The sequence below is a fragment of the Bacillus sp. FJAT-27916 genome, assembly GCF_001183965.1.
Lineage (GTDB): Bacteria > Bacillota > Bacilli > Bacillales > Pradoshiaceae > Pradoshia.
In genome coordinates, this window is the sequence record NZ_LFZV01000001.1 from 1,686,635 (window position 1) to 1,707,933 (window position 21,299).

The following is a 21,299-nucleotide window of genomic DNA, read 5'->3' on the forward strand; positions in this document are numbered from 1 at the left end:
GGGGATGCAATCATGCAGGACAATCGAACACTCTTATTAATCGATGGTTTCAATCTGCTCAGCCGCGGCTATTTTGCGACAGCGTACGGCAAGACAGAGGACCAATTATATAAAAGCAGCAATGGCGTATATACGAACGCACTTCGGGTATTCTTCCAGAAAATGTTTTCTCTTGTGCGAACAAATGAGGTGACCCATCTGGCTGTTGCTTGGGATGTGAAGAGGGAAGAGTCCTCTAGGCGCCAGAAGTATGATTTCTACAAGGCGACAAGAGGGGAGCTGCCAGCACCGCTTATTATGCAATATGAGGTATTGCGGGAGGTACTGGATAAGGCAGGAGTAAAACAGCTTTCCGTACCGTCCTATGAGGCGGATGATGTGATTGGAACCATCTCGACGCTTTGGAGCATGAATGAATTTGGGCACTGCTATATTTACAGTAATGACCGAGATTTATTCCAGCTTCTCAATGAACGGACAACACAGATTATTGCCGGTAGGGCGGGTGAGACTCACTATACTATTGACCAGTTCAGACTTGATTATGGTATTGATTCAGCGCAGTGGGTGGATGTGAAGGCTTTGCTCGGAGATTCAAGCGATAATATTCCGGGATGTCCGGGAATTGGAGAGAAGACGGCCTTGCCGCTTATCCAGCATTACGAATCGCTTGAGGGACTTTATGAGCAGCTGGAGGAACTTGATTCGAAGTTTAACCGCTGCCGAAAGAAATTACATGCTGGGAGAGAGTCAGCCTTTATCAGCAAGGAGCTCGCACAAATTATTTGTGATATCGAGGAATTCACAGCCTGGACGCATGAAGAGCTGATGTACATGCCTGACCATGACCGCTTAGAGGAAGAGCTGTCGAAATTAGACTTGAATATACGGACACGTTAAACTGAAAGAGGCTGGGACATAAATATTTCAGTCAATGATAACCCGAATGATTAGACGATAAAGGAATGATTCTATCGTCTAATCATTCGGGTCTTTATTTGTTGTTTTCCCTGTATGAGTTGATTGTGGCTTTCTACTATTAGTGACTAGGGGAATGGAGCGAAATGTACACGACTCCTGCGGGAAGTAGAGGGAAGCGAGTGCATTTCGTGAAATGGAACGGACTTGTCTTTCCAACTGCTATTGATTACAAAGAATAAATGACAATCATTCATTTTTGAGGGTCATTGATTAAGTTTTGTCCCAACCTCTATGTTATGGCCTTATTCAGACAATTCGACAAAAAACTGTATCCAACTCCATAAAAATGTTTTACAATTATCATGTATTGACGTGAAGGAGTGTGTTTCAGGGGTCATGGAAAAATTAGAAGAATACATATGTACATTGTCTTCAAAGGGGTTCAAGCTTGGAGAAGAGGCAATTGGTTTTATCTATTTTGGAAAAGAGATGACTTCGGCGCCAGATTGGATCGCCAATATTGCCATAGAATGCACACTGAAAGCGCAAAGACGCTTTGATGGCGGCTTCTATGTGTCATTGCTTGAAACATTAATGAATAATAAGGTTTCTTCAAGGAAGGAAGCCTATTACTTAATGAAGGAATATGGAATACAGGTCTCCTAAATATCATGGCCCAGATTCATCCGTTGAATCTGGGCCATTTCTTATGGGTTACTGGTCATTCTTACGGATAGCCTCACGAGAGAGCTGGTCAGCTGTCTTGTTTTGTGATTCAGGAATCCATTTAATAAAAAACAGAGGAAACGCTGCGGTGAGTTGCAATGCTTCGGCGAGCAGGGAACGGTACGGCTCCTTTTTGACAAATTCCTTCTCAACCGCATCGGCGACATGCTTGGAATCTGTGCGGACAGAGATGATATCGTCATAGCCCTTCTCCTGGCAAATGCGAAGGGCATGAATCAAGGCTAAATATTCTGCCTCGTGATTATCCCGCGTACCAAGGGGAATAGAATAACGTTCCTGACCCTCACCGGTTTTAATGAAAATACCGGCCCCGCTCAGTCCGGGATTGCCTTTAGCGGCCCCGTCAATATATACTTCTATCATGGTTAAAACATCCTTCTATTCAGCCAAATTAACGCTTTTAGATACAAATTACCTCAGTTGAAGGGAAAAGTCCATAGTTATACTGGACCGTAAAAAAGGTTACGTTAAGTATGAGTAATGCTTTCGGGGCATATAAGAAGTTATACGGTGATCATTTCATTCGAAAGGAGACCCAAATGAAGGTTACATTAAGATGGAATTATACGAAATCAAAGCTTCCCTCCGTCCTGTTTACTTCAGAGGAAATGGATAGTGAAACCGCCGTTCAGATTGCGGCAGACCTAGAAAAAATCGGTCGGGCAAAGGAAATGATATTCATCGATGAGATTGGACAGGAGTGGACAAAGAAACAGTTCCTCAAGCTGACGGAGAAAACAAAGGAAGACCCGCATGAGCTTGTTGTCTATTTTGATGGAAGCCATGTGCCGGGAGAAACTTCAGCGGGCGCGGGTGTCGTCATATATTACAAACAAAACGGGAAAATCTTCCGTGCAAGGTATAATGAACGCTTTGATCAAATCGAGGATAATAATGAAGCCGAGTATTGTGCCCTATATGCAGCCTGTCTTAAAGTAGAGGAAATGGGAGCAAGGCATCAGCGCATTAGCCTAAAAGGCGATTCTCAGGTTGTGTTAAATCAGCTCTCAGGGGAATGGCCATGCTTTGATGAAGCATTGAACAAGTGGCTTGACCGGATTGAGAATAAGCTGAGGGAACTTGGACTTGAATATGAGGTCGAGCCCGTTCAGCGGAAAGCCAATGAAGAAGCACATCGATTAGCTCAGCAGGCGCTTCAAGGTACCTCTATAAACAGTGTGCTTGAAGTGCCGGCAGGAGGATGAACGAATGAGGGAGAGAGGTCAAAAGAAACAGACGTTTCGGCAGGTTGATCATTTATTGAATACGTATTGCAATGGATGCTTTTTGCATAAGCAGCTCGTGTCGGATCATGGACGGAGACATGCCCACAGATTCTGCATTACACAATGTACGGTCGGCGAGCAGCTGAAAATGATAGGCAGCCGATTGAATGAAGAGTAGAAAGAAGAAAAGCCGCCATATGGAAGTATGGCGGCTGTTTGCTTATTAAGTAGTTATTGAGCTTTTTGAACGTTCGCTGCTTGCGGTCCTCTTTCTCCATCGACGATTTCGAAAGTTACTTCTTCGCCTTCGTTCAAGGATTTGTAGCCTTCGCCTTGGATAGCAGTGAAGTGTACGAATACATCGTCTCCGCCTTCAACCTCGATGAATCCAAAGCCTTTTTCGTTGTTAAACCATTTTACTTTACCAGTTTGCATCTTTTTATTCCTCCTAAAACTGTGGCCCATATGAGCCAATAACATATTATCAGAACCGCAATAGGGTGGTCATGACAATTACAATATACAATATTTAAATAGATGGTGTCAAAATGAATCGTGCGAATTAAGTGAATATTTAATTAGTGGGAAAAGCTGCTGATTCTTGATTGTCCTTATGCATTGTTATGCAAACATCAATTCCAATCATATGGTGTCGCCTGATAGACATAATAGTTCAGCCAGTTTGCAAACAAGAGGCTTGCATGACTCTTCCAAGTATGTAATGGTTTTTCCTTCGGATTATTATTAGGGAAATAATTCTCTGGTATTGGCGCATCAGTTCCCTTTATCAAATCGCGTTCATATTCCTGGGCTAATGTGGACAGCTCATATTCAGGGTGCCCGGTAACCATAATTTGCTTCCCGTCTTTTGATGAGACGAGAAATAATCCCGCATGGTCGGATTCGGCCAGTACCATCAGTTCCTCATGATGGCGGATTTCTTCAGCTTCTACATCTGTATATCGGGAATGGGGAGCGTAAAAGATATCATCAAACCCTCTGACCAGCTGTTCGTGCGGCTTAAGGACATGATGGCTGTAAATGCCTGTACATTTCTTTGATAATAATTGTTTAGAAATACCGAAATGATGATAGAGGGCGGCCTGAGCTCCCCAGCATATATGCATCGTTGAGGTAACATGCTCCCTTGTCCAGTCCATGATATCTTTTAGTTCCTGCCAATAGTTCACTTCCTCGAATTCCATCTTTTCAACCGGTGCTCCAGTAATAATCATTCCATCAAACCGGTTGTTAGAAATTTCGTGGAATGTCTTATAGAACTGATTTAAATGAGAAGCTGATGTATGTTTACTCTCATGTGTCCGCATCCTAAGAAAGGTAATATCCACCTGTAAGGGCGTATTTCCGAGGAGGCGGAGAAGCTGGGTTTCAGTTTTCTCCTTTTCCGGCATTAAGTTAAGGATTAAGATCTTGAGCGGGCGGATATCCTGGCTCATCGCTCGAATATCATCCATGATAAAAATATTTTCGTTCTCTAAGATTTTCTTCGCAGGAAGAAGCTTAGGAATGGTAATGGGCATGCTGGAAGCCTCCTTTTCACCTCGAATGGATTATCCGATGGAGTTATAATAATTGGAAAATTCAATCAATGGTTGCAATATTTACTATTGTATTCATATTTTTATTGGCTGGCAAATATAAAATGTGTGTCTCTGATATGATTTTTGTTAAACTAGAGGTGAGAAAGTAAGAGGGGGACTACCATGAAATCGAACACAGTTGTCAAAACCGATATTGAAATTGCGATGGAAGCGGAATTGAAGCCGATTGCCGAAATTGCCGAGAAGCTGGGCATAACGGAAGAAGAATGGGAACCTTATGGGAGATATAAGGCGAAAATCTCTTTGGATGTTCTGAAGAAGAAGGCTGACACAGCCGATGGGCGTTTGATTCTTGTTACTTCCATAAATCCGACAAAAGCAGGAGAAGGCAAATCAACCGTTACTGTCGGTCTAGGCGATGCCCTCTCGCAGCTTGGAAAGAAAGCGGTCATTGCCATGCGTGAACCATCTCTTGGTCCTGTAATGGGAGTTAAGGGGGGAGCAACAGGCGGAGGCTATGCGCAAGTGCTCCCAATGGATGAAATTAACCTCCATTTCACAGGTGATATCCATGCCATTACAACGGCAAACAACGCTTTAGCGGCCTTCATCGATAACCACATCCATCAAGGAAATGACCTGAATATTGACCCGAGAAAGATTATTTGGAAGCGAGTGCTTGATATGAACGACCGTGCACTGCGCCAGATTGTCATCGGACTAGGTGGACCAAAACAAGGTGTACCGCGTGAAGATGGTTTTGACATTACGGTTGCTTCAGAAATCATGGCAATCCTATGTCTGGCTAATGATCTAGAAGATTTAAAGCTAAGACTTGGAAAGATTATTATCGGATATACATATGAAGATAAGCCAGTATCCGTGGCAGATTTAAAAGTAGAAGGTGCCTTAACCTTGCTTCTGAAGGAAGCTATAAAGCCGAATCTCGTGCAAACGGCCGAGCATACGCCATCCATCATTCATGGAGGACCTTTCGCGAATATTGCTCATGGCTGCAATAGTGTCATCGCCACAAAAATGGCCTTGAAGCTGGGAGATTATTGTGTGACAGAGGCTGGTTTTGGTGCTGATCTCGGCGGAGAAAAATTCTTAAACATTAAAACGGCTGCAGGCGGATTAAAGCCGGATGCTGTCGTGATAGTTGCAACGATTAGAGCCTTGAAATTACATGGGGGTGTCCCGGCAGGAGATTTAAAAGATGAGAATCTGGCCGCTCTTGAAGAAGGTTTCTCCAATTTAGTGAAGCATTGTGAAACAATCACGGCATTTGGACTGCCATTTGTCATTGCCCTAAATAAATTTTCCGGCGACACAGAGAATGAGGTTGCTTTATTCCAGCAATTATGCGAGAAATATCACTATACATGTTCATTAACTGAGGTGTGGGAAAAAGGTGGAGCCGGCGGTATAGACCTGGCAGAAAAGATTGAGGAAATAATCGAAAAAGATACTTCCTCCTTTAAAAGGCTCTATAATAATGAAGACACAATCAGTGAAAAAATCAGTAAGATTGCCCAGATTGTCTATGGAGCAGATCGAGTCGAATATTCCCCGGAAGCCCGGAAGCAGCTTCTGCAGTTTGAAGGTGAAGGCTGGGGCAAACTCCCGGTTTGTATGGCGAAAACCCAATACTCTCTTTCTGACGACCCAGCCAAAATTGGACGTCCGGAAGTCTTCACCATTAACATACGAAAATTAAAGCCTTCTATCGGAGCCGGATTTATCGTTGCCTTGACCGGAGATGTCATGACGATGCCTGGTCTGCCGAAAAAACCTGCAGCCCTTCAAATGGATGTCGATGAAAGTGGTAATGCAGCTGGTCTTTTTTAACAGAACATAAAACTTCAATCAGCGGGGAGCTTCTCCGCTGATTCACGAACCGATGATCATCCTTCTAAGCACCCTGCGTTACATTAAGTTTAGAGGCGCGATCTTACAGTTCGGTAAAGCGGGGAAAATCAGGGGTATTGGGAGTGATCGTTTGTTTGATCCAACGGTATTTGAGAACTTAAAGGTTGTGGCTGAAGGAGCCTTCTATGACTTGGATCTTGATGGAGAGTTAGCTGTTATAGACCGGCATGATCTCGTTGACCTTGCCCATATGTCTAGAAAATTTGAGATTATCGCCAGATTGAATGCAGACAAGGAAAAGGATGTGGAATGTACGTTTACTTTATCTGCCTCCATGTCTGCCTTTGCTGAAGAGAAGCTCATTGCCTTCACGAAAAGAAATCCCGGCTGTACGCTTAAATTCATGTTCCGTTTTATCAACCCTGAGCACCCGCTTAGGATCATACACATCCTGAAACAGACATGGGATAAGGGACATCAATACCGGGTTTTGAAGCATATGCCAATTGGCCATAACCGCGATGAAACCTATGTGACGATTGAGATTGAACGGGAAAAACTGATTTATGAAGAAGATGTTTCCTTGCTGCAAACGTATGTACAGCAAATACAGCATATCTTAAGTGCAGGAATGTAATAAAGAAACGGCAATTTTTACGAATGGAGAGGGTAATAATGAACCTTTATGACTTACAGGCTAAATCCATATCAGGTCATGATATTTCGTTAAGCGAGTATCGGGGAAAGGTTATCCTAATCGTGAATACAGCAAGTAAATGTGGCTTTACCCCTCAATACAGGGAATTAGAGGATTTCTATCAGAAATATCGTGAGCAGGGCTTTGTCGTACTAGGCTTTCCATGTAATCAATTTATGGCACAGGAGCCTGGGGATGATATGGAAATTCAAGCCTTCTGCAAGACAAATTACGGTGTAACCTTCCAGATGTTCAGTAAAATTGATGTTAGAGGGGAACGTGCCCATCCAATCTATAAATATTTGACGGAAAAAGCCCCTGGTGTAATGGGCTCAAAAGCAGTTAAATGGAATTTCACAAAATTTTTGATCGACCGTAACGGCGATGTCATCAAACGCTTTGCTCCTTCTACGAAAATGTCAGAGGTCGAACACAGCATCAAGGAATTACTCTAATGGAATCCCTCCCGCCTGGGAGGGATTCGTCATATTAGGTAGAAGTAAGAATAAAATGTTGTAGTCTCATATAGTAGGAGGAAAAGCATGAAAAAAGTAGCCTGGGTTACAGATAGTTCTGCTGTGCTGGATGAAAGTTTGCGGGAAAATCCTCACGTGTATGTTCTGCCTGTTCACTTAATCATAAATGGGAAATCCTATTTGGATGGAGTTGATTTGACGACAGAGGAGCTAGTCCGTCATTTGGACAATGGAGAAGTACCCTCCTCCTCACAGCCATCTGTAGGGGACTTTAAAAAGTTATATGAGCGCCTTGCAAAGGAGGAGTATGATCTCATTTTCTCCTTTCATGTGTCGAGTGAGCTCAGCGGTACTTATTCTACGAGCGTGCAGGCAGGAAAGATGGTGGGAATTCCTGTCTTCAGTGTGGATTCAAGCTTTCTGTCCTATCCATTGACGCTTCTGCTCAAAAAAGCCATCAAGCTGTGGGACTTCTTCCAGGAGCCGGAGATTGTCATCCAGAGCATCCATGCCATAAAATCAAAGCTGAAGGTATTTGTCTGGATTGGCTCCCTTCAGCAGCTGCATAAAAGCGGAAGATTATCAGCGAGCAAGTACTTCCTTGGGAGCTTGATGAAAATTAAGCCAATCGTAACAATTGAGAATGGAAAACTTGAAATCAAGACAAAGGTACGTACGTGGAAACAGGCGACAGAGAAAATAAACAGCTACCTAAAGGAATCCATGGCATCAGGCAAAATTGAAGAGGTCTTTATGCTATACGGTCGTGATGAAAGGCAAACCCTCGAATGGAAAGAGATGATACAAGCGGAAGGGCTGGATGCTTCCCTGAGTGCTAACCCGCTTGGGACAGCACTAGCCCTCCATGCAGGTACAGGCACGGTTGGGATTGGCTGGCTGGAAAAATAAAAGGGGAATGATGGATTGGAACAGCTAATAAAAGAAGCGGAGATCTTTGTGAGGGAGCGATTTAAAGAGGACGTCACAGGACATGACTGGCTCCATATGGAAAGAGTCCGTCGACATTCTCGCAAGATTTGGGAAAAGGAACGAATGGGCAACCCGCTATACATGGATTTGGTTGCTCTTCTCCATGATGTGGATGATGACAAGCTGGCATTAACCGCGAATGATTTAACGCTTAAGGACTGGCTAATAATGAATAAGGTCCCGTCTGACATGGTGGAGAAGATCCTGACCGATACGGCTAATATCTCCTTTCGAAAGGGAAATCGTTCCTTGCTCTCACCAGAAGCATTGATCGTTCAGGATGCTGACCGGCTCGATGCCATCGGGGCTATCGGAATCGCGCGAGCATTCGCTTACGGCTCGAAAAGCGGCCAGCTCATTTGCAGGCAGGGAGAATGGAAGGAAGATAGAAAGAAGAAAAGCGGTAGTACGGTTGCTCATTTTTATGATAAATTACTAGTGATCAAAGACCTTATGAATACTGATACAGGCAGAGAAATGGCTGAAGAAAGGCATGCTTTTATGCAGTCTTATCTTTGCCAGTTTGAAAAGGAATGGAAAGAATGAAAGTACTAAAAGGAATAGGCTTAAAAAAGGAATATGGCGATAAGGTGCTATTCGACCAAATCGAATTCTCTATTAGTGAGAATGAAAAAATTGGATTAATTGGACTAAATGGAACCGGTAAATCATCTTTAATGAAAATAATTGCAGGTGTGGAAGAGGCAGACGGCGGCAGCATTGATAAACCGAAGGACTACCGAATTTCCTTCCTTGGCCAAACCTTTGAGGTGGATGAGGAGGAGAGGGTTCTATCCTTTATCTACCGTAATGACTCACCCGTATTCCGTGTGGTAAAAGAATACGAGGAACTGCTCGAAGATATGAAGCTTGCTCCCGATAATCAAGCCTTGCTCGATAAAATGTTCAGCCTTCAAGCCAAAATGGATGCTGAGGGCGGCTGGGAAGTACACTCCAATGCTCAGATTATGCTCAATAAGCTTGGAATTACAGACATGAATGCAAAGATGGGGCATTTATCTGGCGGTCAGAAGAAAAGATGTGCTTTGGCAAAGGCTCTAATGGAAAAAGCAGATCTTCTCATTCTAGATGAGCCGACGAACCATCTGGATTATGAGAGCATTGCTTGGCTGCAGGAATATTTACAAAACTATCAAGGCTCCGTTCTCTTCGTGACCCATGACAGATATTTCTTGGATGCTGTAACCAAGAAGATTTGGGAGCTTGATAGGGGAATGCTTAATGCCTATGATGGGAACTATGAGAAGTTCATGGAGATTAAATCCATTCGTGACGAGGTGGAGGCACGGGCTGCTCATAAGCTCTCTAGACTATACGCGGCTGAGCTTGCCTGGATGAGAAAGGGTGCAAAGGCACGGACAACAAAGCAGAAGGCAAGAATCCAGCGTTTCGAAAGCCTGCAGGAGAAAACAAACCAAACAACGAGCACAGAGGACCTCAGCTTGGACGTCTCCTCATCAAGACTGGGCAAGAAGGTACTTGAGCTGAAAGATGTACGGAAGTCGTTTGGAGACAAGGTTCTCTTTAAGCCGTTTTCCGTCATCCTGCAAAAAGGGGACCGAATCGGTATTATCGGATCTAATGGGAGCGGGAAGACAACCATGCTGAAGATGCTGGCTGGAGAAATTCCTGTTGGCGGCGGAGAGATTGACCGTGGTGCAACCGTGAATATCGGTTATTACACACAGGAAAATGAAGATTTGCCTTTGAACAAGCGCATGATTGAATACATCCGTGAAACAGCTGAAGCGATCACGCTCGCAAATGGAGAGCGGGTATCAGCCGCACAAATGCTTGAGCGCTTTCTGTTTGAACCATACACTCATGGGACGATCATTGGGAAATTGTCCGGCGGGGAAAGAAGGCGCCTTTATTTGCTTAAGATTTTGATGGCCTCTCCGAATGTCCTATTGCTCGATGAGCCTACCAATGACTTGGATATCCAGACATTGACGGTGTTAGAAGAATACCTGCAGCATTTTCCTGGTGTTGTCGTGACCGTGTCACATGACCGCTATTTCCTTGATAAAACATGTACAAAGCTGTGGATATTTGATGGACAGGGAGAGATTAATGAATATCTTGGCCAGGCTACCGATTATTTCGAATGGCGTCAATCACTGGAGAGAGAGACGGTTCCCGAACAGAAAAACCCTGCTCCTAAACCTGCTCGAAAAGATGAGACAAAGCAGAAAAAACGCCTTTCCTATCATGAAATGCGGGAATGGGAAGGGATTGAAGATAAAATTGCCGGCGTAGAAGAAAGATTGGAAACAATCGCAGAAGAACTAGCGAATACAGGAAGTGATTTTGAGCTGGCCGCGAAGCTAACGGAGGAAGAGAACAGCTTGAACGAAGAGCTTGAACACTTGATTGAGCGCTGGACCTATTTATCCGAGAAGCAGGAAGGTTAAAATCATACGAATGTAAATATTTTGTCAAATATGCTACAATCCCCCTAGAGTTAAGTGGTCAGGGGGATTTTTTATGATGAAAATAATATCAATTGAACCAACACCAAGCCCAAATACAATGAAGGTCATCTTAAATGAAGAACTGCCAATGGGCAAAAGCACTAATTACAAAAAAGAGATGGCTGAAACCGCTCCGCCATTCATTAAAGAAATCCTTCAAATTGAAGGAGTAAAAGGCGTTTATCATGTTGCTGATTTCCTCGCCGTAGAAAGAAATGCCAAATATGATTGGCCGGCATTATTGATGCAGGTTCAGAGCATCTTTGGTGATGGTGAGCAGCAAAATGGATTGAACTCACTTGCCTCAGGACAAGGATTTGGCGAGGTGAAAGTTCAAATTCAAGTATTTAAGGGAATCCCTATACAAATCAAGGCAAACAGCGACCTCGAGGAAAAGAGATGGTCCATGCCGGATGAATTCCTGCATGCATTCAAGCAAGCCCAATTTGCAGCAGATAATGCCGTATTAATCAGGAAATGGAGTGATTATGGCAGCAGATACGGCAATTTAGATCAAATCGGCCAAGAAGTCATGGATGAATTGCTTGCAACGTATCCGGCAGAACGTCTGAATCAGCTTGTCGAAGATGCGAAGAATTCCAAGAATGATAGTATAGAAATCAGGAGAGTCCAACGAAAGAAGCTGACAGAAGAGGACTTAAACCATCCAGATTGGCGGGAGCGCTTTAAGGCCCTCGACCTTATGGAGGACCCTACCTTGGAAGATATTCCGCTGCTCGACAAAGCACTTGCAGATGAGAAAGCTTCCATCAGACGGCTTGCAGTTGTCTATTTAGGTATGATAGAAGATGTAAAGGTGCTGCCATACCTGTATAAAGGATTAAAGGATAAGAGTGTTACAGTCAGAAGAACGGCTGGTGATTGTCTCTCAGATCTTGGCTTTAAAGAAGCAATTCCTGCCCAAATGGAAGCATTAAAGGACCCTAGTAAACTTGTACGCTGGAGAGCGGCAATGTATCTATATGAAGTAGGAGATGAATCCGCGCTGCCAGCCTTGCGTCAAGCAGAGAATGATGAAGAATTCGAGGTTGCTCTGCAGGTGAAGATGGCCATTGAGCGGATTGAAAAAGGGGAAGAAGCACTGGGCTCTGTCTGGAAACAAATGACCGAGGCGCGTAAAGGCCAATAAACTAGAAATCTCGCTGCCGGGTATTGCCGGCAGCCTTTTTCCGTTCATCCATCTAAACACAGCAAGGAGATGTACATATGCTTCAATCGATTAATAGAATACTAAACTCCATCATGGCCTTCTTCATACCAGCCTGTCTGGTCATCGGCTTTTTTCTGACCGACCAGCTATTGTGGATGTCCGGATTAATCCCATGGGTCTTTGCCTTCATGACATTTTCAGGTAGCTTGAACTCCAGCTTTTCCTCCTTTAAAGGGATCGTCAAGCATCCAGGGCCCATCATCATTACGTTAGTCAGCTTACATATTATCATGCCCTTATTCGCCTACGGAGTAGGGCAGCTCTTTTACCCGGATGACCAATATACCGTGACCGGCATCGTTTTGGCTATGACCATTCCGGCAGGCATCACGAGCTTTGTCTGGGTTGTCATCTACCATGGAAACCGCACTCTAACATTGGCCATTATTTTAATCAGCTCATTATTATCACCCTTCATCGTACCTTTTAATCTGGAGGTACTCGTCGGAGAGAGTGTCCATATTGACTCGCTGCAAATTATGAAAGGTCTCTTTTGGATGGTTGTTTTCCCATCACTAGCCGGTATGCTCTTCAACTCCTTTACGAAAAAAGAAGTCATCCTCCGCCTCGACGAGATCTTAACGCCCATAACCAAATTTGGACTCGGATTTGTCGTCATGCTAAACGGCGCAGTCATCGCACCTTATATCAAAGAAACCATCAGCGGAAGATTGCTTCTCGTCGGAATCACTGTATTCGGGATTGCCTTATCAGGCTATGTTCTCTCCTATGTTGTCGCCAAAATAACCGGCCAGAACAAGGAATCAATCGTCTCCATGACCTTCTCAGGAGGGATGCGTAATATCAGCGCTGGAGCTGTCCTTGCAACCACTTACTTCCCGCCATCCGCCGCTGTACCAGTTGTACTCGGCATGCTCTTTCAGCAGCTAAGCGCAACCTTGTTTGGGAAAATATTAAATAAAAGACTGCATTTATTGGGTGAATGAGGATGAATGAGAAACGCAGGGATGCCTGCGTTTCTTTATTATGTGGAGGTGTAGGGGGGGGAAGGGTGCGAGGAGTATGGGAAAAGCCAGGCAGTGTCCACCCTGTACCCATGCCTTATCTCCCTCGGGTAAAATGTAATTTCGTCCCTCACCTGCGAACTCTTTGCTAAATTGAAGAAATAGTTGAAATTTTTAGAAAAAAGTACTATATTGAATAGAAACTTACATATGGGGGCATGGGAGATGGAGAAAGACTTGCGTGTAAAGAGTAAAGTGATCAGTGATGGCGGACCGACGAGAGTGCCTAACCGCGCAATGTTGAGAGCTGTTGGATTTAAAGATGAAGATTTCAAAAAACCAATGATTGGTGTCGCTAGTACATGGAGTGAGGTGACGCCGTGTAATATTCATATTGATGAACTAGCCCGTTTAGCGAAGCAAGGGGCGGCAGAGGCAGGGGGAGCTCCGCTCATTTTCAATACGATTACGGTCTCGGATGGGATTTCCATGGGGACGGAAGGGATGCGTTATTCGCTGCCGAGCCGGGATTTGATTGCTGATTCTATTGAGACGGTGGTTGAAGGGGAGAGCCTGGATGGCTTTGTCGCTATTGGCGGCTGCGATAAGAATATTCCTGGTTGCTTGATTGCTCAGGCACGGATAAATCTGCCTTCTGTCTTCGTTTACGGCGGAACGATTGCTCCGGGAAAATTGAATGGCGGAGATATTGATGTTGTTTCTGCTTTTGAGGGCGTCGGCCAGCATAATGCGGGTAATTTAGATGACGAGAGTTTGTATAAGATTGAATGTCATGCTTGTCCTGGAGCTGGTTCTTGCGGTGGGATGTACACGGCGAATACAATGGCGAGTGCAGCAGAGGCGCTTGGAATGAGCTTGCCGTATACTTCTTCGAATCCAGCTGTGTCTTCTGCTAAGAAGGAGGATTGCTTGAAGGCAGGACAAGCGGTTTATCGGCTATTAGAGCTTGGTATTACGCCAAAGGATATCTTAACGAAGAAAGCCTTTGAGAATGCGATTACGGTTGTTATGGCGCTTGGCGGTTCGACGAATGCGACCCTTCATCTTATGGCCATTGCAACCACTGCTGGCGTGGATTTAACGCTTGATGATTTTAACCGCATTCAGAAGAAGGTTCCGCATATCGCAGACATGCGGCCGAGCGGTCGATATGTTATGCAGGATCTTTACGAGGCAGGCGGTGTTCCAGCTGTTATGAAGAGATTGCTTGAGGCCGGTCTTCTTCACGGAGATTGCTTAACCGTTACAGGGAAAACCATTGCCGAGAATCTGGCGGAAGTGGAGGATTTGAAGGAGGGGCAGAAGGTTATTTATCCAATTGACCAACCCCTTAGAAAGGATGGCCCGCTTGTTGTATTGAAGGGGAACTTGGCGCCATCTGGTGCTGTAGCAAAGGTGAATGGCCTTAAGGTAACAAAAATGACTGGGCCGGCGAAGGTGTTTGATGACGAGCCGAGTGCAACAGAAGCTATATTAAAAGGTGAAATTAAGCCGGGTGATGTGCTTGTGATTCGATATGAAGGACCTAAGGGCGGCCCGGGTATGCCGGAAATGCTGTCCATTTCAGCTATTTTAGTCGGGAAGGGTCTAGGAGAATCGGTCGCATTGCTTACAGATGGTCGTTTTTCAGGCGGTTCTCACGGCCTTGTTATTGGTCATATTGCGCCAGAGGCGCAGGCTGGCGGTCCGATTGCATTCTTGCAGACAGGTGATCTTGTAAGCATTGATGCGGAGGAACAAATCATCAATATGCATGTTTCGGATGAGGAGATTGCCCTCCGCCGAGAGAACTGGATTGCTCCCCCGCTTCATCCAAATGGAACGCTTGGCAAGTATGCAAGGCTTGTTTCCTGCTCTTCTAAGGGAGCCGTGACAGATTTATTTGAAGGTGAAGCTGTACTGCATACGGTGAAGAGATAAACTGGGTGTGCCAATGGTTCTTCTATCCTTGCGCCAGCTCGTGTTCTGATGTATCCTAACAGGAGAACAGTAAGAATTTGGGGGTATGAATATGTCCATGGCATATGATGAATATATGAAACAAATGGTGAAGCCGATGCGTGCTGAGCTAACAGAAGCCGGCTTTAAAGAGCTGACAACTTCTGAGGAAGTAGATGCATTCATGGAGAATGCGGAAGGAACAACACTTGTTGTGATTAACTCTGTTTGCGGCTGCGCAGGCGGACTTGCAAGACCTGCTGCTGCTCAGGCGATTCAGGCAGAGGTGAAACCAGACCATCTTGTGACGGTTTTTGCCGGGCAGGATAAAGAAGCAACAGCTAAGATGCGGGAATACATTGCGGAAGTACCGTCAAGTCCTTCTATGGCTCTCTTTAAGGGAAATGAAGTGGTTCACTTTATCCCAAGGCACGAGATTGAGGGCTTCACGCTTGAGGATGTCCGGGAAAACCTGCTCGGTGCCTTTAACCAATACTGCAAATAAGAATGGATGTGAGACTTTCCGGAACTGGGAAGTCTCTCTTTCGTTCGTTAAAAAAGGAGTAAGAAGCTTGTTTGTTACAACGATTGAGAGAACGAATGAACAACTGAATGATAAGGCTATGAAGTCAGCCGAGCAGCTAGGGCTTCTCTATGTGGAAAGAAAGAAGCGGACAATCAAGCAGCTTCAGGCTGATCTCCAAATGCCATGTATTGTGGTGGGGAAGGCTCGTACGGAATTGTATGACCTCGGCAGCGATAAGCCTTTATTCTTTCACCCGAATATGGCTGCCATTCGTATGAAGCGGATTGAAAGGGGAGAGATGGATCCATTCATCGACATGACTGGTCTTCATGAAGGAATGTCTATTCTTGACTGTACAATGGGGATGGCGGCGGATAGCTGGGTGGCTGCCTATGTTGTAGGAAGCTCGGGAATGGTAACTGGCTTAGAGGTTAACCCCTATATTCATTTCATCATGAATGAAGGCAGAAAACATTATGAAGACAGTCATTCACCTTATGGAGATGCTCTGAAAAGAATCAGGATGATTCGAGCTGATTATAATGATTATCTGCGAGAGGCAGAGGATAATACCTATGATGTGGTCTATCTCGATCCTATGTTTACGGAAACGGTTGAGGAAAGCATGGGTATGTTTGGGCTTAAAGGATTTGCTTCCTATGATGATGTAACGAGTGAAGCAATTGAGAATGCAAAGCGAGTTGCAAGGAAACGAGTTGTTCTAAAGGATCATTTTAGGAGCGGCCGTTTTGAGAAATACGGTTTCACTATACAGAAAAGAAAGTCTGCAAAATTTCATTTTGGTGTGATAGAATTAATTTAATAGTTCTTTATTTTTGGACAAATCATTTCAATAAAGCCATATAGCAGGCAGGTGAATCGATGAAGAATTGGTCCAGGTTTTTGAAAAAGACATTGGTCGTTGGTCTTTCGGTCTTAAGCTTCGGGGTAATCACTCCTTCCCAGTATCAGGATTGGTATGAGGGAACAAGCACCAAGGATGTCAAGGACAAGCCGTATGCCATAACAGATGTCGCACAGACATTTGATGCGGCAGAAACGGTCGACCCGCAAGGTGAATTTCTTTCTTTTATGGTAAGCCAAGCAGAATCACAATCGATTGAAAAGTTTGGTCCGCGGATTGCTCCGGTAATCCAAGATGAATTCTATTCTGCCGTGCTGCCGGGCATGCAGACAGCACTTGAAGAATTCTCCGCTGAATATCCGAATGAACGTCTTTCGGATATCGTGGTTTCGGAAAAGCCGGCAGGTGGTTTGGGTGAGAAAATCTTCCATTTGTATGACGGTGAAACAAAAAAAGACCTGATTCGTTTCCATGTAAGGCGCGAAAACCCTCCTGGGGAAGGTCATTGGTTCGAATTTCACTACCATACATATAAGGATGATTTCACCAATCATCATTCGATTGCACGAATTTATTGGAGCCAAAATACCCCGCCAAAATGGCTGAGCTGAAAAATGTTTCTGCCATGGGGACTTTAGGGAAGAATACGTTGGAGACAACGTATTTTTCTTATTTTTAGTGTAAAGAAACAGGAGATGACATACATCAATGAATGACTTTCTAATGCAATTGATTGACACATATGCTTCCTTCTTTGATTGGCAAATGTGGGTAAATGTTTTAACGGACCCAGTCAGCTGGGGCTTGATAGCCACATTGGTCGTGATGGAAGGATTACTTTCAGCTGATAATGCCCTAGTCCTTGCGGTCATGGTCAAGCACTTGCCGCATAAACAAAGGAAAAAAGCGTTATTTTATGGCTTGCTCGGCGCTTACTTTTTCCGCTTTCTCGCTATCGGGATTGGCGTCTATCTCATCAAGATAGAGTGGGTGAAAGCCCTTGGTGCCGCCTACCTTGCTTGGCTTGCCTTTGATCATTTCTTCCGTAAGCCTAAGAATGAGGGAGAAGAGCTGGAGGTTAACAAGAAAGGACTTTTTATTCGGCTTTTTGGACCGTTTTGGGGAACAGTCGTTTCGGTTGAACTAATGGATATAGCCTTCTCCGTTGACAGCATACTCGCGGCATTCGGTGTGAGCCAAAAGGTATGGATTTTATTTGTTGGAGGTATTCTTGGCGTCTTGATGATGCGGGGGGTAGCTGGTGTATTCTTGAGACTGATTACGAAGATACCGGAATTGGAAAGTGCGGCTTTCGTGCTGATTGCCGTCATTTCCCTAAAGATGCTTTTATCCATCTTTGAAATCCATATTGGACACGGCTTATTCTTTGCTATCTTAGCTGTTATCTTCGGCGGAGCGATTGGGCTTCATTATTACCGGAAGAAACACCATCAAGAAAGAGCCCATTCTTAAAAAAGATAAGCGGCAAGGAGCTTGAGCATACAGCTTTCTCGCCGCTTGTTTTATTTATAGTTGAAACTCTTGATATATTCATCTGTCAAAGGAAGCGCAGGTGTCCCTAAATAAATGAAATGGGACGGACATTTACAGTCCGAGGAACCCATCCGCGGCACGAGAATTTTTCCCTTGGCAATGAATTTACCAGCAAGTTCACATTCTGATAAAGAATCATCATATGTTATAATCTTTAAGATTGTTCCATATGGACGGATATAATCCATATGCCAGCGTTTCTTCTTCTCTATACATATATGGCGCTCAATCCGTTTCTTTAGATTACGCTTGGCGCTGCCGACATATACATAGACACCCCTTTGGAAGGAATAGGTGCCTAGTTTGCCTATTTCAACCTCGCATTCCTTTTCGATTAATAGAAAGATAGCATAGTAGAGATGGTGCGCAGGCGGTGTTTGAAATTCTTGTATCATAGTTCATTCGCTCCTAAGAAGGTGATTACGTTGGGAAGAAGAAAAGGATATGGCATTGCTGTTATCGCTGTTTTATGTATGAGTATAATGCTGATATGGCCGATCAGCCGCTATTACGCTGAAGCGATGTTTCTACGAGATAAGGGTGGCCAGGTTTCGAATCCAGCCATCCTATCATCTATCATTATTTTACCCGAAAAAGAAGAGGATTGGAACGAGGCAGGAGAGATCGTTGCGAGGATCAGTTCACTGCCAGAAAGTTTGCTGGAAAAAATAAAGGACAATGGCATTCGGCTGAAAATATTTACCGATCAATTGACTGACCAGCCGGAAGCAGCCCATCTCAAGGGTGTTCTGCCAAGGGGGTATACGACGACAACCTGGGATGATGTGCCGGGCATGGGCGGCGGAAGGACGGTATTGGTGAAGGCCGGCTCAAGTGATATGGGAATGGGGCATGATTCCATGAATCTTGAACTGCATGAGCTTGCCCATTCAATCGATTCCATTATTTTATCCTATAGAAGCCAATCAGAAGAATTTAAACAAATTTGGCGGGAAGAGGTTGCTCATGTCTTCCCGGGAAGAGATTATTTCCTTGATTACCCGGAAGAATACTTTGCTGAAACATTTACACTTTATTATTATGATGAGGAAATGCGCAGCCGTTTATACACAAATGCGCCAAAGACCTTTGCGTTTTTTGAGCAGCTGGAATTAACCCAATTTGCTTGATAATATAGAGATAATTCGCCATGGAGGGGATCGCATTGAGTAAAAATGAACAAGCCTATTTAGATTTATGCCGGCATGTGCTGGAGAATGGAACGAGGAAATCAGACCGGACTGGAACAGGTACGATGTCTGTTTTTGGGCATCAGATGAGGTTTGACTTAAAGGATGGTTTCCCTTTATTAACGACGAAGCGTGTACCGTTTCGCTTAATTGCGAGTGAATTGATTTGGTTTATTAACGGAGATACGAATATTCGTTTCTTGCTTCAGCATAACAATAATATTTGGAATGAGTGGGCATTTAAAAAGTGGGTAGAAAGTGATGAGTACACAGGACCTGACATGACAGACTTCGGCATTCGTTCACTAAAGGATGAGGAATTTAAAAAGGTCTATGATGAGCAAATGGAAATCTTCAAAAAGAGAGTGCTTGAAGAAGATGATTTCGCTGCTAAATATGGCGAGCTGGGCAATGTGTACGGGAAACAATGGAGAGCTTGGAAAACCTCTACGGGTGAAACAATTGACCAGCTGAAGGATGTCATCCATGATATTAAGCATAATCCCTCATCACGGAGATTGATTGTGTCCGCGTGGAATCCAGAGGATGTGCCGACTAATATGGCCCTCCCGCCTTGCCATAGTCTGTTCCAATTCCATGTGGCTGATGGAAGATTATCCTGCCAGCTGTATCAGCGCAGTGCAGATATTTTCCTCGGCGTGCCATTTAATATCGCAAGCTATGCCCTATTGACGCACTTGATTGCGAAAGAATGCGGTCTAGAAGCAGGCGAGTTCATTCACACTTTAGGAGATGCTCATATTTACCTGAATCACGAAGAACAGGTACGGACCCAGTTGCAAAGGGAGCCGAAAGAGCTTCCGCAATTGGTAATTGATCCGTCCTTTACAAGCATCTTCGAATTGAGCTTGGATCAGTTGAAAATTGAAGGCTATGACCCGCATCCGACCATTAAAGCTCCGATAGCGGTATAACAGCAAGAGAAAACCGGGGCTGTCTCGTTAATGACGATGACAGTCCCGGTTTCTTTCGTTTCATGAGTCAATGGACAAACGCCTGCTGCATATAAATATCATGAATGATATTTACGTGTGAAACGGAGGAGTCCATATGAATGAACAAAATGGCGGCGGCTCGGTTGCCCCTTTATTCTATATTATTCAGCCAGAGATCCAAATAAAACGTTCAGAGCAAAATAATCAAGAAATTTATCATAGCAGAGAAGTAATCGTGGAGTCGCCGCTTGTTGGAGCGAAGCTTGAGCAAGATGACGTCCAGCATGCAAAAGCTGCAGCTGCAGCGGCTCAGTCTATGCAGGAAATTCAAGAGGAAGTTAAGCAAATTTCATCAGAGTTCAACATTCCTGTCAATATTCAAGCAGAGGCCATGAAGAAAATGGAGGAGCTTGGTGCTGTTAAGGAGGAGCCTGTTCATCTTGAGAAAGAAGCTCCAATAGCATCCGAGGTGAAGTCAGTGGCAGAGGTAAGTGAATCTGAAGCAGAACGCAAAAAAGCTGTCAGAATGACCGTCACCCGCCTGGCACGGTATCCGCTTGTTGTACCAAAGCCTGTTTGCGAATTGACGATTCAAGGCGAAAAGGTTAACGCCATCATTGAAAGCAAGCGCGGTGAAATGGTTAGGCTTCGGGTTGGATCAGTCACCAAATCCTTTTCAATAGATGAGATTGAGGATATAAAAATAGTATAAAATGTACCTGCCATTTCCCCGTACGGCTGTACGGGGTTTTCTTATGAAGGGATATGACTCTCCAGAAAAGATTGAATCAGAATGGAGAAAGGAAAATAACTTCAATAACATGAATAAGGAAAATTCAATCCTAAATAGATATTGTCTCTAGTGGTGTTATGTTCTTGCCAATTGGTCTTCTGAAAAAATAGAAAGAATAAGGAATTTGTCCAAACCAATTGAGGGCTTGGTTAATAAGATACAGTAGAAAATGAAAGACGAATGACAAGCCGTCATCTTAAATCCCGTCTTATCCTGATTCTAAGCGGCCAAGCCCAATCTGTAAAAAGGAATCAAAAAAAACAACCTGAGGTTT

General features: G+C 44.3%; 24 protein-coding genes. 20 read left to right on the plus strand and 4 right to left on the minus strand.

All coding sequences use genetic code 11. The annotated features are described in order from the left end of the window. Positions 1 to 12: 12 nt before the first annotated feature. Both AC622_RS08140 and AC622_RS08145 read left to right on the plus strand, forming a co-directional pair. Positions 13 to 900 (plus strand): 5'-3' exonuclease, encoded by an 888-nt coding sequence (locus AC622_RS08140; protein ID WP_049670619.1) that lies wholly within the window; start codon positions 13 to 15, stop codon positions 898 to 900. A 417-nt stretch (positions 901 to 1,317) separates the two neighbouring features. Beyond that, positions 1,318 to 1,587: a DUF6123 family protein gene (locus tag AC622_RS08145; RefSeq protein ID WP_049670620.1), complete on the plus strand. Its 270-nt coding sequence runs from the start codon at positions 1,318 to 1,320 to the stop codon at positions 1,585 to 1,587. A gap of 48 nt (positions 1,588 to 1,635) precedes the next feature. On the opposite strand, the gene AC622_RS08150 is transcribed toward AC622_RS08145, so the two are convergent. Beyond that, positions 1,636 to 2,031, minus strand: a complete 396-nt coding sequence (locus AC622_RS08150; protein WP_049670621.1) for a reverse transcriptase-like protein — start codon at positions 2,029 to 2,031, stop codon at positions 1,636 to 1,638. A 176-nt stretch (positions 2,032 to 2,207) separates the two neighbouring features. Here AC622_RS08150 and AC622_RS08155 point away from each other — a divergent pair, with 176 nt between their 5' ends. Together AC622_RS08155 and AC622_RS08160 are read left to right on the plus strand one after the other, a co-directional pair. Continuing rightward, a complete protein-coding gene (locus AC622_RS08155) occupies positions 2,208 to 2,873 on the plus strand; it encodes a reverse transcriptase-like protein (protein WP_156185589.1) in 666 nt (221 codons plus the stop codon). A gap of 4 nt (positions 2,874 to 2,877) precedes the next feature. After that, positions 2,878 to 3,072, plus strand: a complete 195-nt coding sequence (locus tag AC622_RS08160) for a zinc-finger domain-containing protein (RefSeq protein WP_049670623.1) — start codon at positions 2,878 to 2,880, stop codon at positions 3,070 to 3,072. A gap of 53 nt (positions 3,073 to 3,125) precedes the next feature. On the opposite strand, the gene cspD is transcribed toward AC622_RS08160, so the two are convergent. Continuing rightward, the gene (gene cspD / locus AC622_RS08165; protein WP_049670624.1) at positions 3,126 to 3,329 is read right to left on the minus strand and encodes a cold-shock protein CspD; all 204 of its coding nucleotides are present in this window, start codon (positions 3,327 to 3,329) and stop codon (positions 3,126 to 3,128) included. A gap of 197 nt (positions 3,330 to 3,526) precedes the next feature. Further along, positions 3,527 to 4,435 (minus strand): homoserine O-acetyltransferase MetA, encoded by a 909-nt coding sequence (gene metA / locus AC622_RS08170; RefSeq protein WP_049670625.1) that lies wholly within the window; start codon positions 4,433 to 4,435, stop codon positions 3,527 to 3,529. 183 nt (positions 4,436 to 4,618) lie between these two features. Here metA and AC622_RS08175 point away from each other — a divergent pair, with 183 nt between their 5' ends. From AC622_RS08175 to AC622_RS08235, 13 genes are all read left to right on the plus strand, one after another. Next, positions 4,619 to 6,307, plus strand: a complete 1,689-nt coding sequence (locus tag AC622_RS08175; RefSeq protein WP_049670626.1) for a formate--tetrahydrofolate ligase — start codon at positions 4,619 to 4,621, stop codon at positions 6,305 to 6,307. A gap of 151 nt (positions 6,308 to 6,458) precedes the next feature. After that, positions 6,459 to 6,965, plus strand: a complete 507-nt coding sequence (locus AC622_RS20420) for a hypothetical protein (protein ID WP_053103732.1) — start codon at positions 6,459 to 6,461, stop codon at positions 6,963 to 6,965. Between the two features lie 38 nt (positions 6,966 to 7,003). After that, a complete protein-coding gene (locus AC622_RS08185) occupies positions 7,004 to 7,480 on the plus strand; it encodes a glutathione peroxidase (protein ID WP_049670627.1) in 477 nt (158 codons plus the stop codon). 87 nt (positions 7,481 to 7,567) lie between these two features. After that, positions 7,568 to 8,410: a DegV family protein gene (locus tag AC622_RS08190; RefSeq protein WP_049670628.1), complete on the plus strand. Its 843-nt coding sequence runs from the start codon at positions 7,568 to 7,570 to the stop codon at positions 8,408 to 8,410. A gap of 15 nt (positions 8,411 to 8,425) precedes the next feature. Then, on the plus strand, positions 8,426 to 9,037 hold the full coding sequence (locus AC622_RS08195) for an HD domain-containing protein (protein ID WP_049670629.1): 612 nt from the start codon (positions 8,426 to 8,428) through the stop codon (positions 9,035 to 9,037). Next, positions 9,034 to 10,926, plus strand: a complete 1,893-nt coding sequence (locus tag AC622_RS08200) for an ABC-F family ATP-binding cassette domain-containing protein (RefSeq protein ID WP_049670630.1) — start codon at positions 9,034 to 9,036, stop codon at positions 10,924 to 10,926. The genes AC622_RS08195 and AC622_RS08200 overlap by 4 nt, the downstream gene beginning before the upstream one ends. Positions 10,927 to 11,002: 76 nt before the next feature. Beyond that, complete coding sequence (locus tag AC622_RS08205) at positions 11,003 to 12,136, plus strand: conserved virulence factor C family protein (RefSeq protein WP_049672851.1); 1,134 nt, start codon at positions 11,003 to 11,005, stop codon at positions 12,134 to 12,136. A gap of 77 nt (positions 12,137 to 12,213) precedes the next feature. Further along, complete coding sequence (locus tag AC622_RS08210) at positions 12,214 to 13,164, plus strand: bile acid:sodium symporter family protein (protein WP_049670631.1); 951 nt, start codon at positions 12,214 to 12,216, stop codon at positions 13,162 to 13,164. A 243-nt stretch (positions 13,165 to 13,407) separates the two neighbouring features. Beyond that, positions 13,408 to 15,123 carry a dihydroxy-acid dehydratase gene (gene ilvD, locus AC622_RS08215; RefSeq protein ID WP_049670632.1) on the plus strand — a complete coding sequence of 572 codons (1,716 nt, stop codon included), beginning with the start codon at positions 13,408 to 13,410 and terminating at the stop codon, positions 15,121 to 15,123. A 91-nt stretch (positions 15,124 to 15,214) separates the two neighbouring features. Then, positions 15,215 to 15,646 (plus strand): BrxA/BrxB family bacilliredoxin, encoded by a 432-nt coding sequence (locus AC622_RS08220; RefSeq protein ID WP_049670633.1) that lies wholly within the window; start codon positions 15,215 to 15,217, stop codon positions 15,644 to 15,646. A 67-nt stretch (positions 15,647 to 15,713) separates the two neighbouring features. Further along, positions 15,714 to 16,490: a class I SAM-dependent methyltransferase gene (locus tag AC622_RS08225; protein ID WP_049670634.1), complete on the plus strand. Its 777-nt coding sequence runs from the start codon at positions 15,714 to 15,716 to the stop codon at positions 16,488 to 16,490. A 59-nt stretch (positions 16,491 to 16,549) separates the two neighbouring features. Next, complete coding sequence (locus tag AC622_RS08230) at positions 16,550 to 17,143, plus strand: YpjP family protein (RefSeq protein WP_049670635.1); 594 nt, start codon at positions 16,550 to 16,552, stop codon at positions 17,141 to 17,143. A gap of 97 nt (positions 17,144 to 17,240) precedes the next feature. After that, the gene (locus tag AC622_RS08235) at positions 17,241 to 18,005 is read left to right on the plus strand and encodes a TerC family protein (protein WP_049670636.1); all 765 of its coding nucleotides are present in this window, start codon (positions 17,241 to 17,243) and stop codon (positions 18,003 to 18,005) included. Positions 18,006 to 18,055: 50 nt separating this feature from the next. Here AC622_RS08235 and AC622_RS08240 read toward each other — a convergent pair whose 3' ends face one another. Next, positions 18,056 to 18,481: a GIY-YIG nuclease family protein gene (locus AC622_RS08240; protein ID WP_049670637.1), complete on the minus strand. Its 426-nt coding sequence runs from the start codon at positions 18,479 to 18,481 to the stop codon at positions 18,056 to 18,058. A 30-nt stretch (positions 18,482 to 18,511) separates the two neighbouring features. Between AC622_RS08240 and AC622_RS08245 the strand changes: the two genes are divergently transcribed. The 3 genes from AC622_RS08245 (at position 18,512) to AC622_RS08255 (ending at position 20,944) form a co-directional block, all read left to right on the plus strand. Beyond that, positions 18,512 to 19,216: an anthrax toxin lethal factor-related metalloendopeptidase gene (locus AC622_RS08245; protein WP_053103733.1), complete on the plus strand. Its 705-nt coding sequence runs from the start codon at positions 18,512 to 18,514 to the stop codon at positions 19,214 to 19,216. Between the two features lie 20 nt (positions 19,217 to 19,236). Further along, a complete protein-coding gene (locus AC622_RS08250) occupies positions 19,237 to 20,211 on the plus strand; it encodes a thymidylate synthase (RefSeq protein WP_049670638.1) in 975 nt (324 codons plus the stop codon). Positions 20,212 to 20,347: 136 nt separating this feature from the next. Next, entirely contained in the window at positions 20,348 to 20,944 is a 597-nt protein-coding gene (locus AC622_RS08255; protein ID WP_049670639.1) for a hypothetical protein, read from the plus strand. Positions 20,945 to 21,299 lie beyond the last annotated feature (355 nt).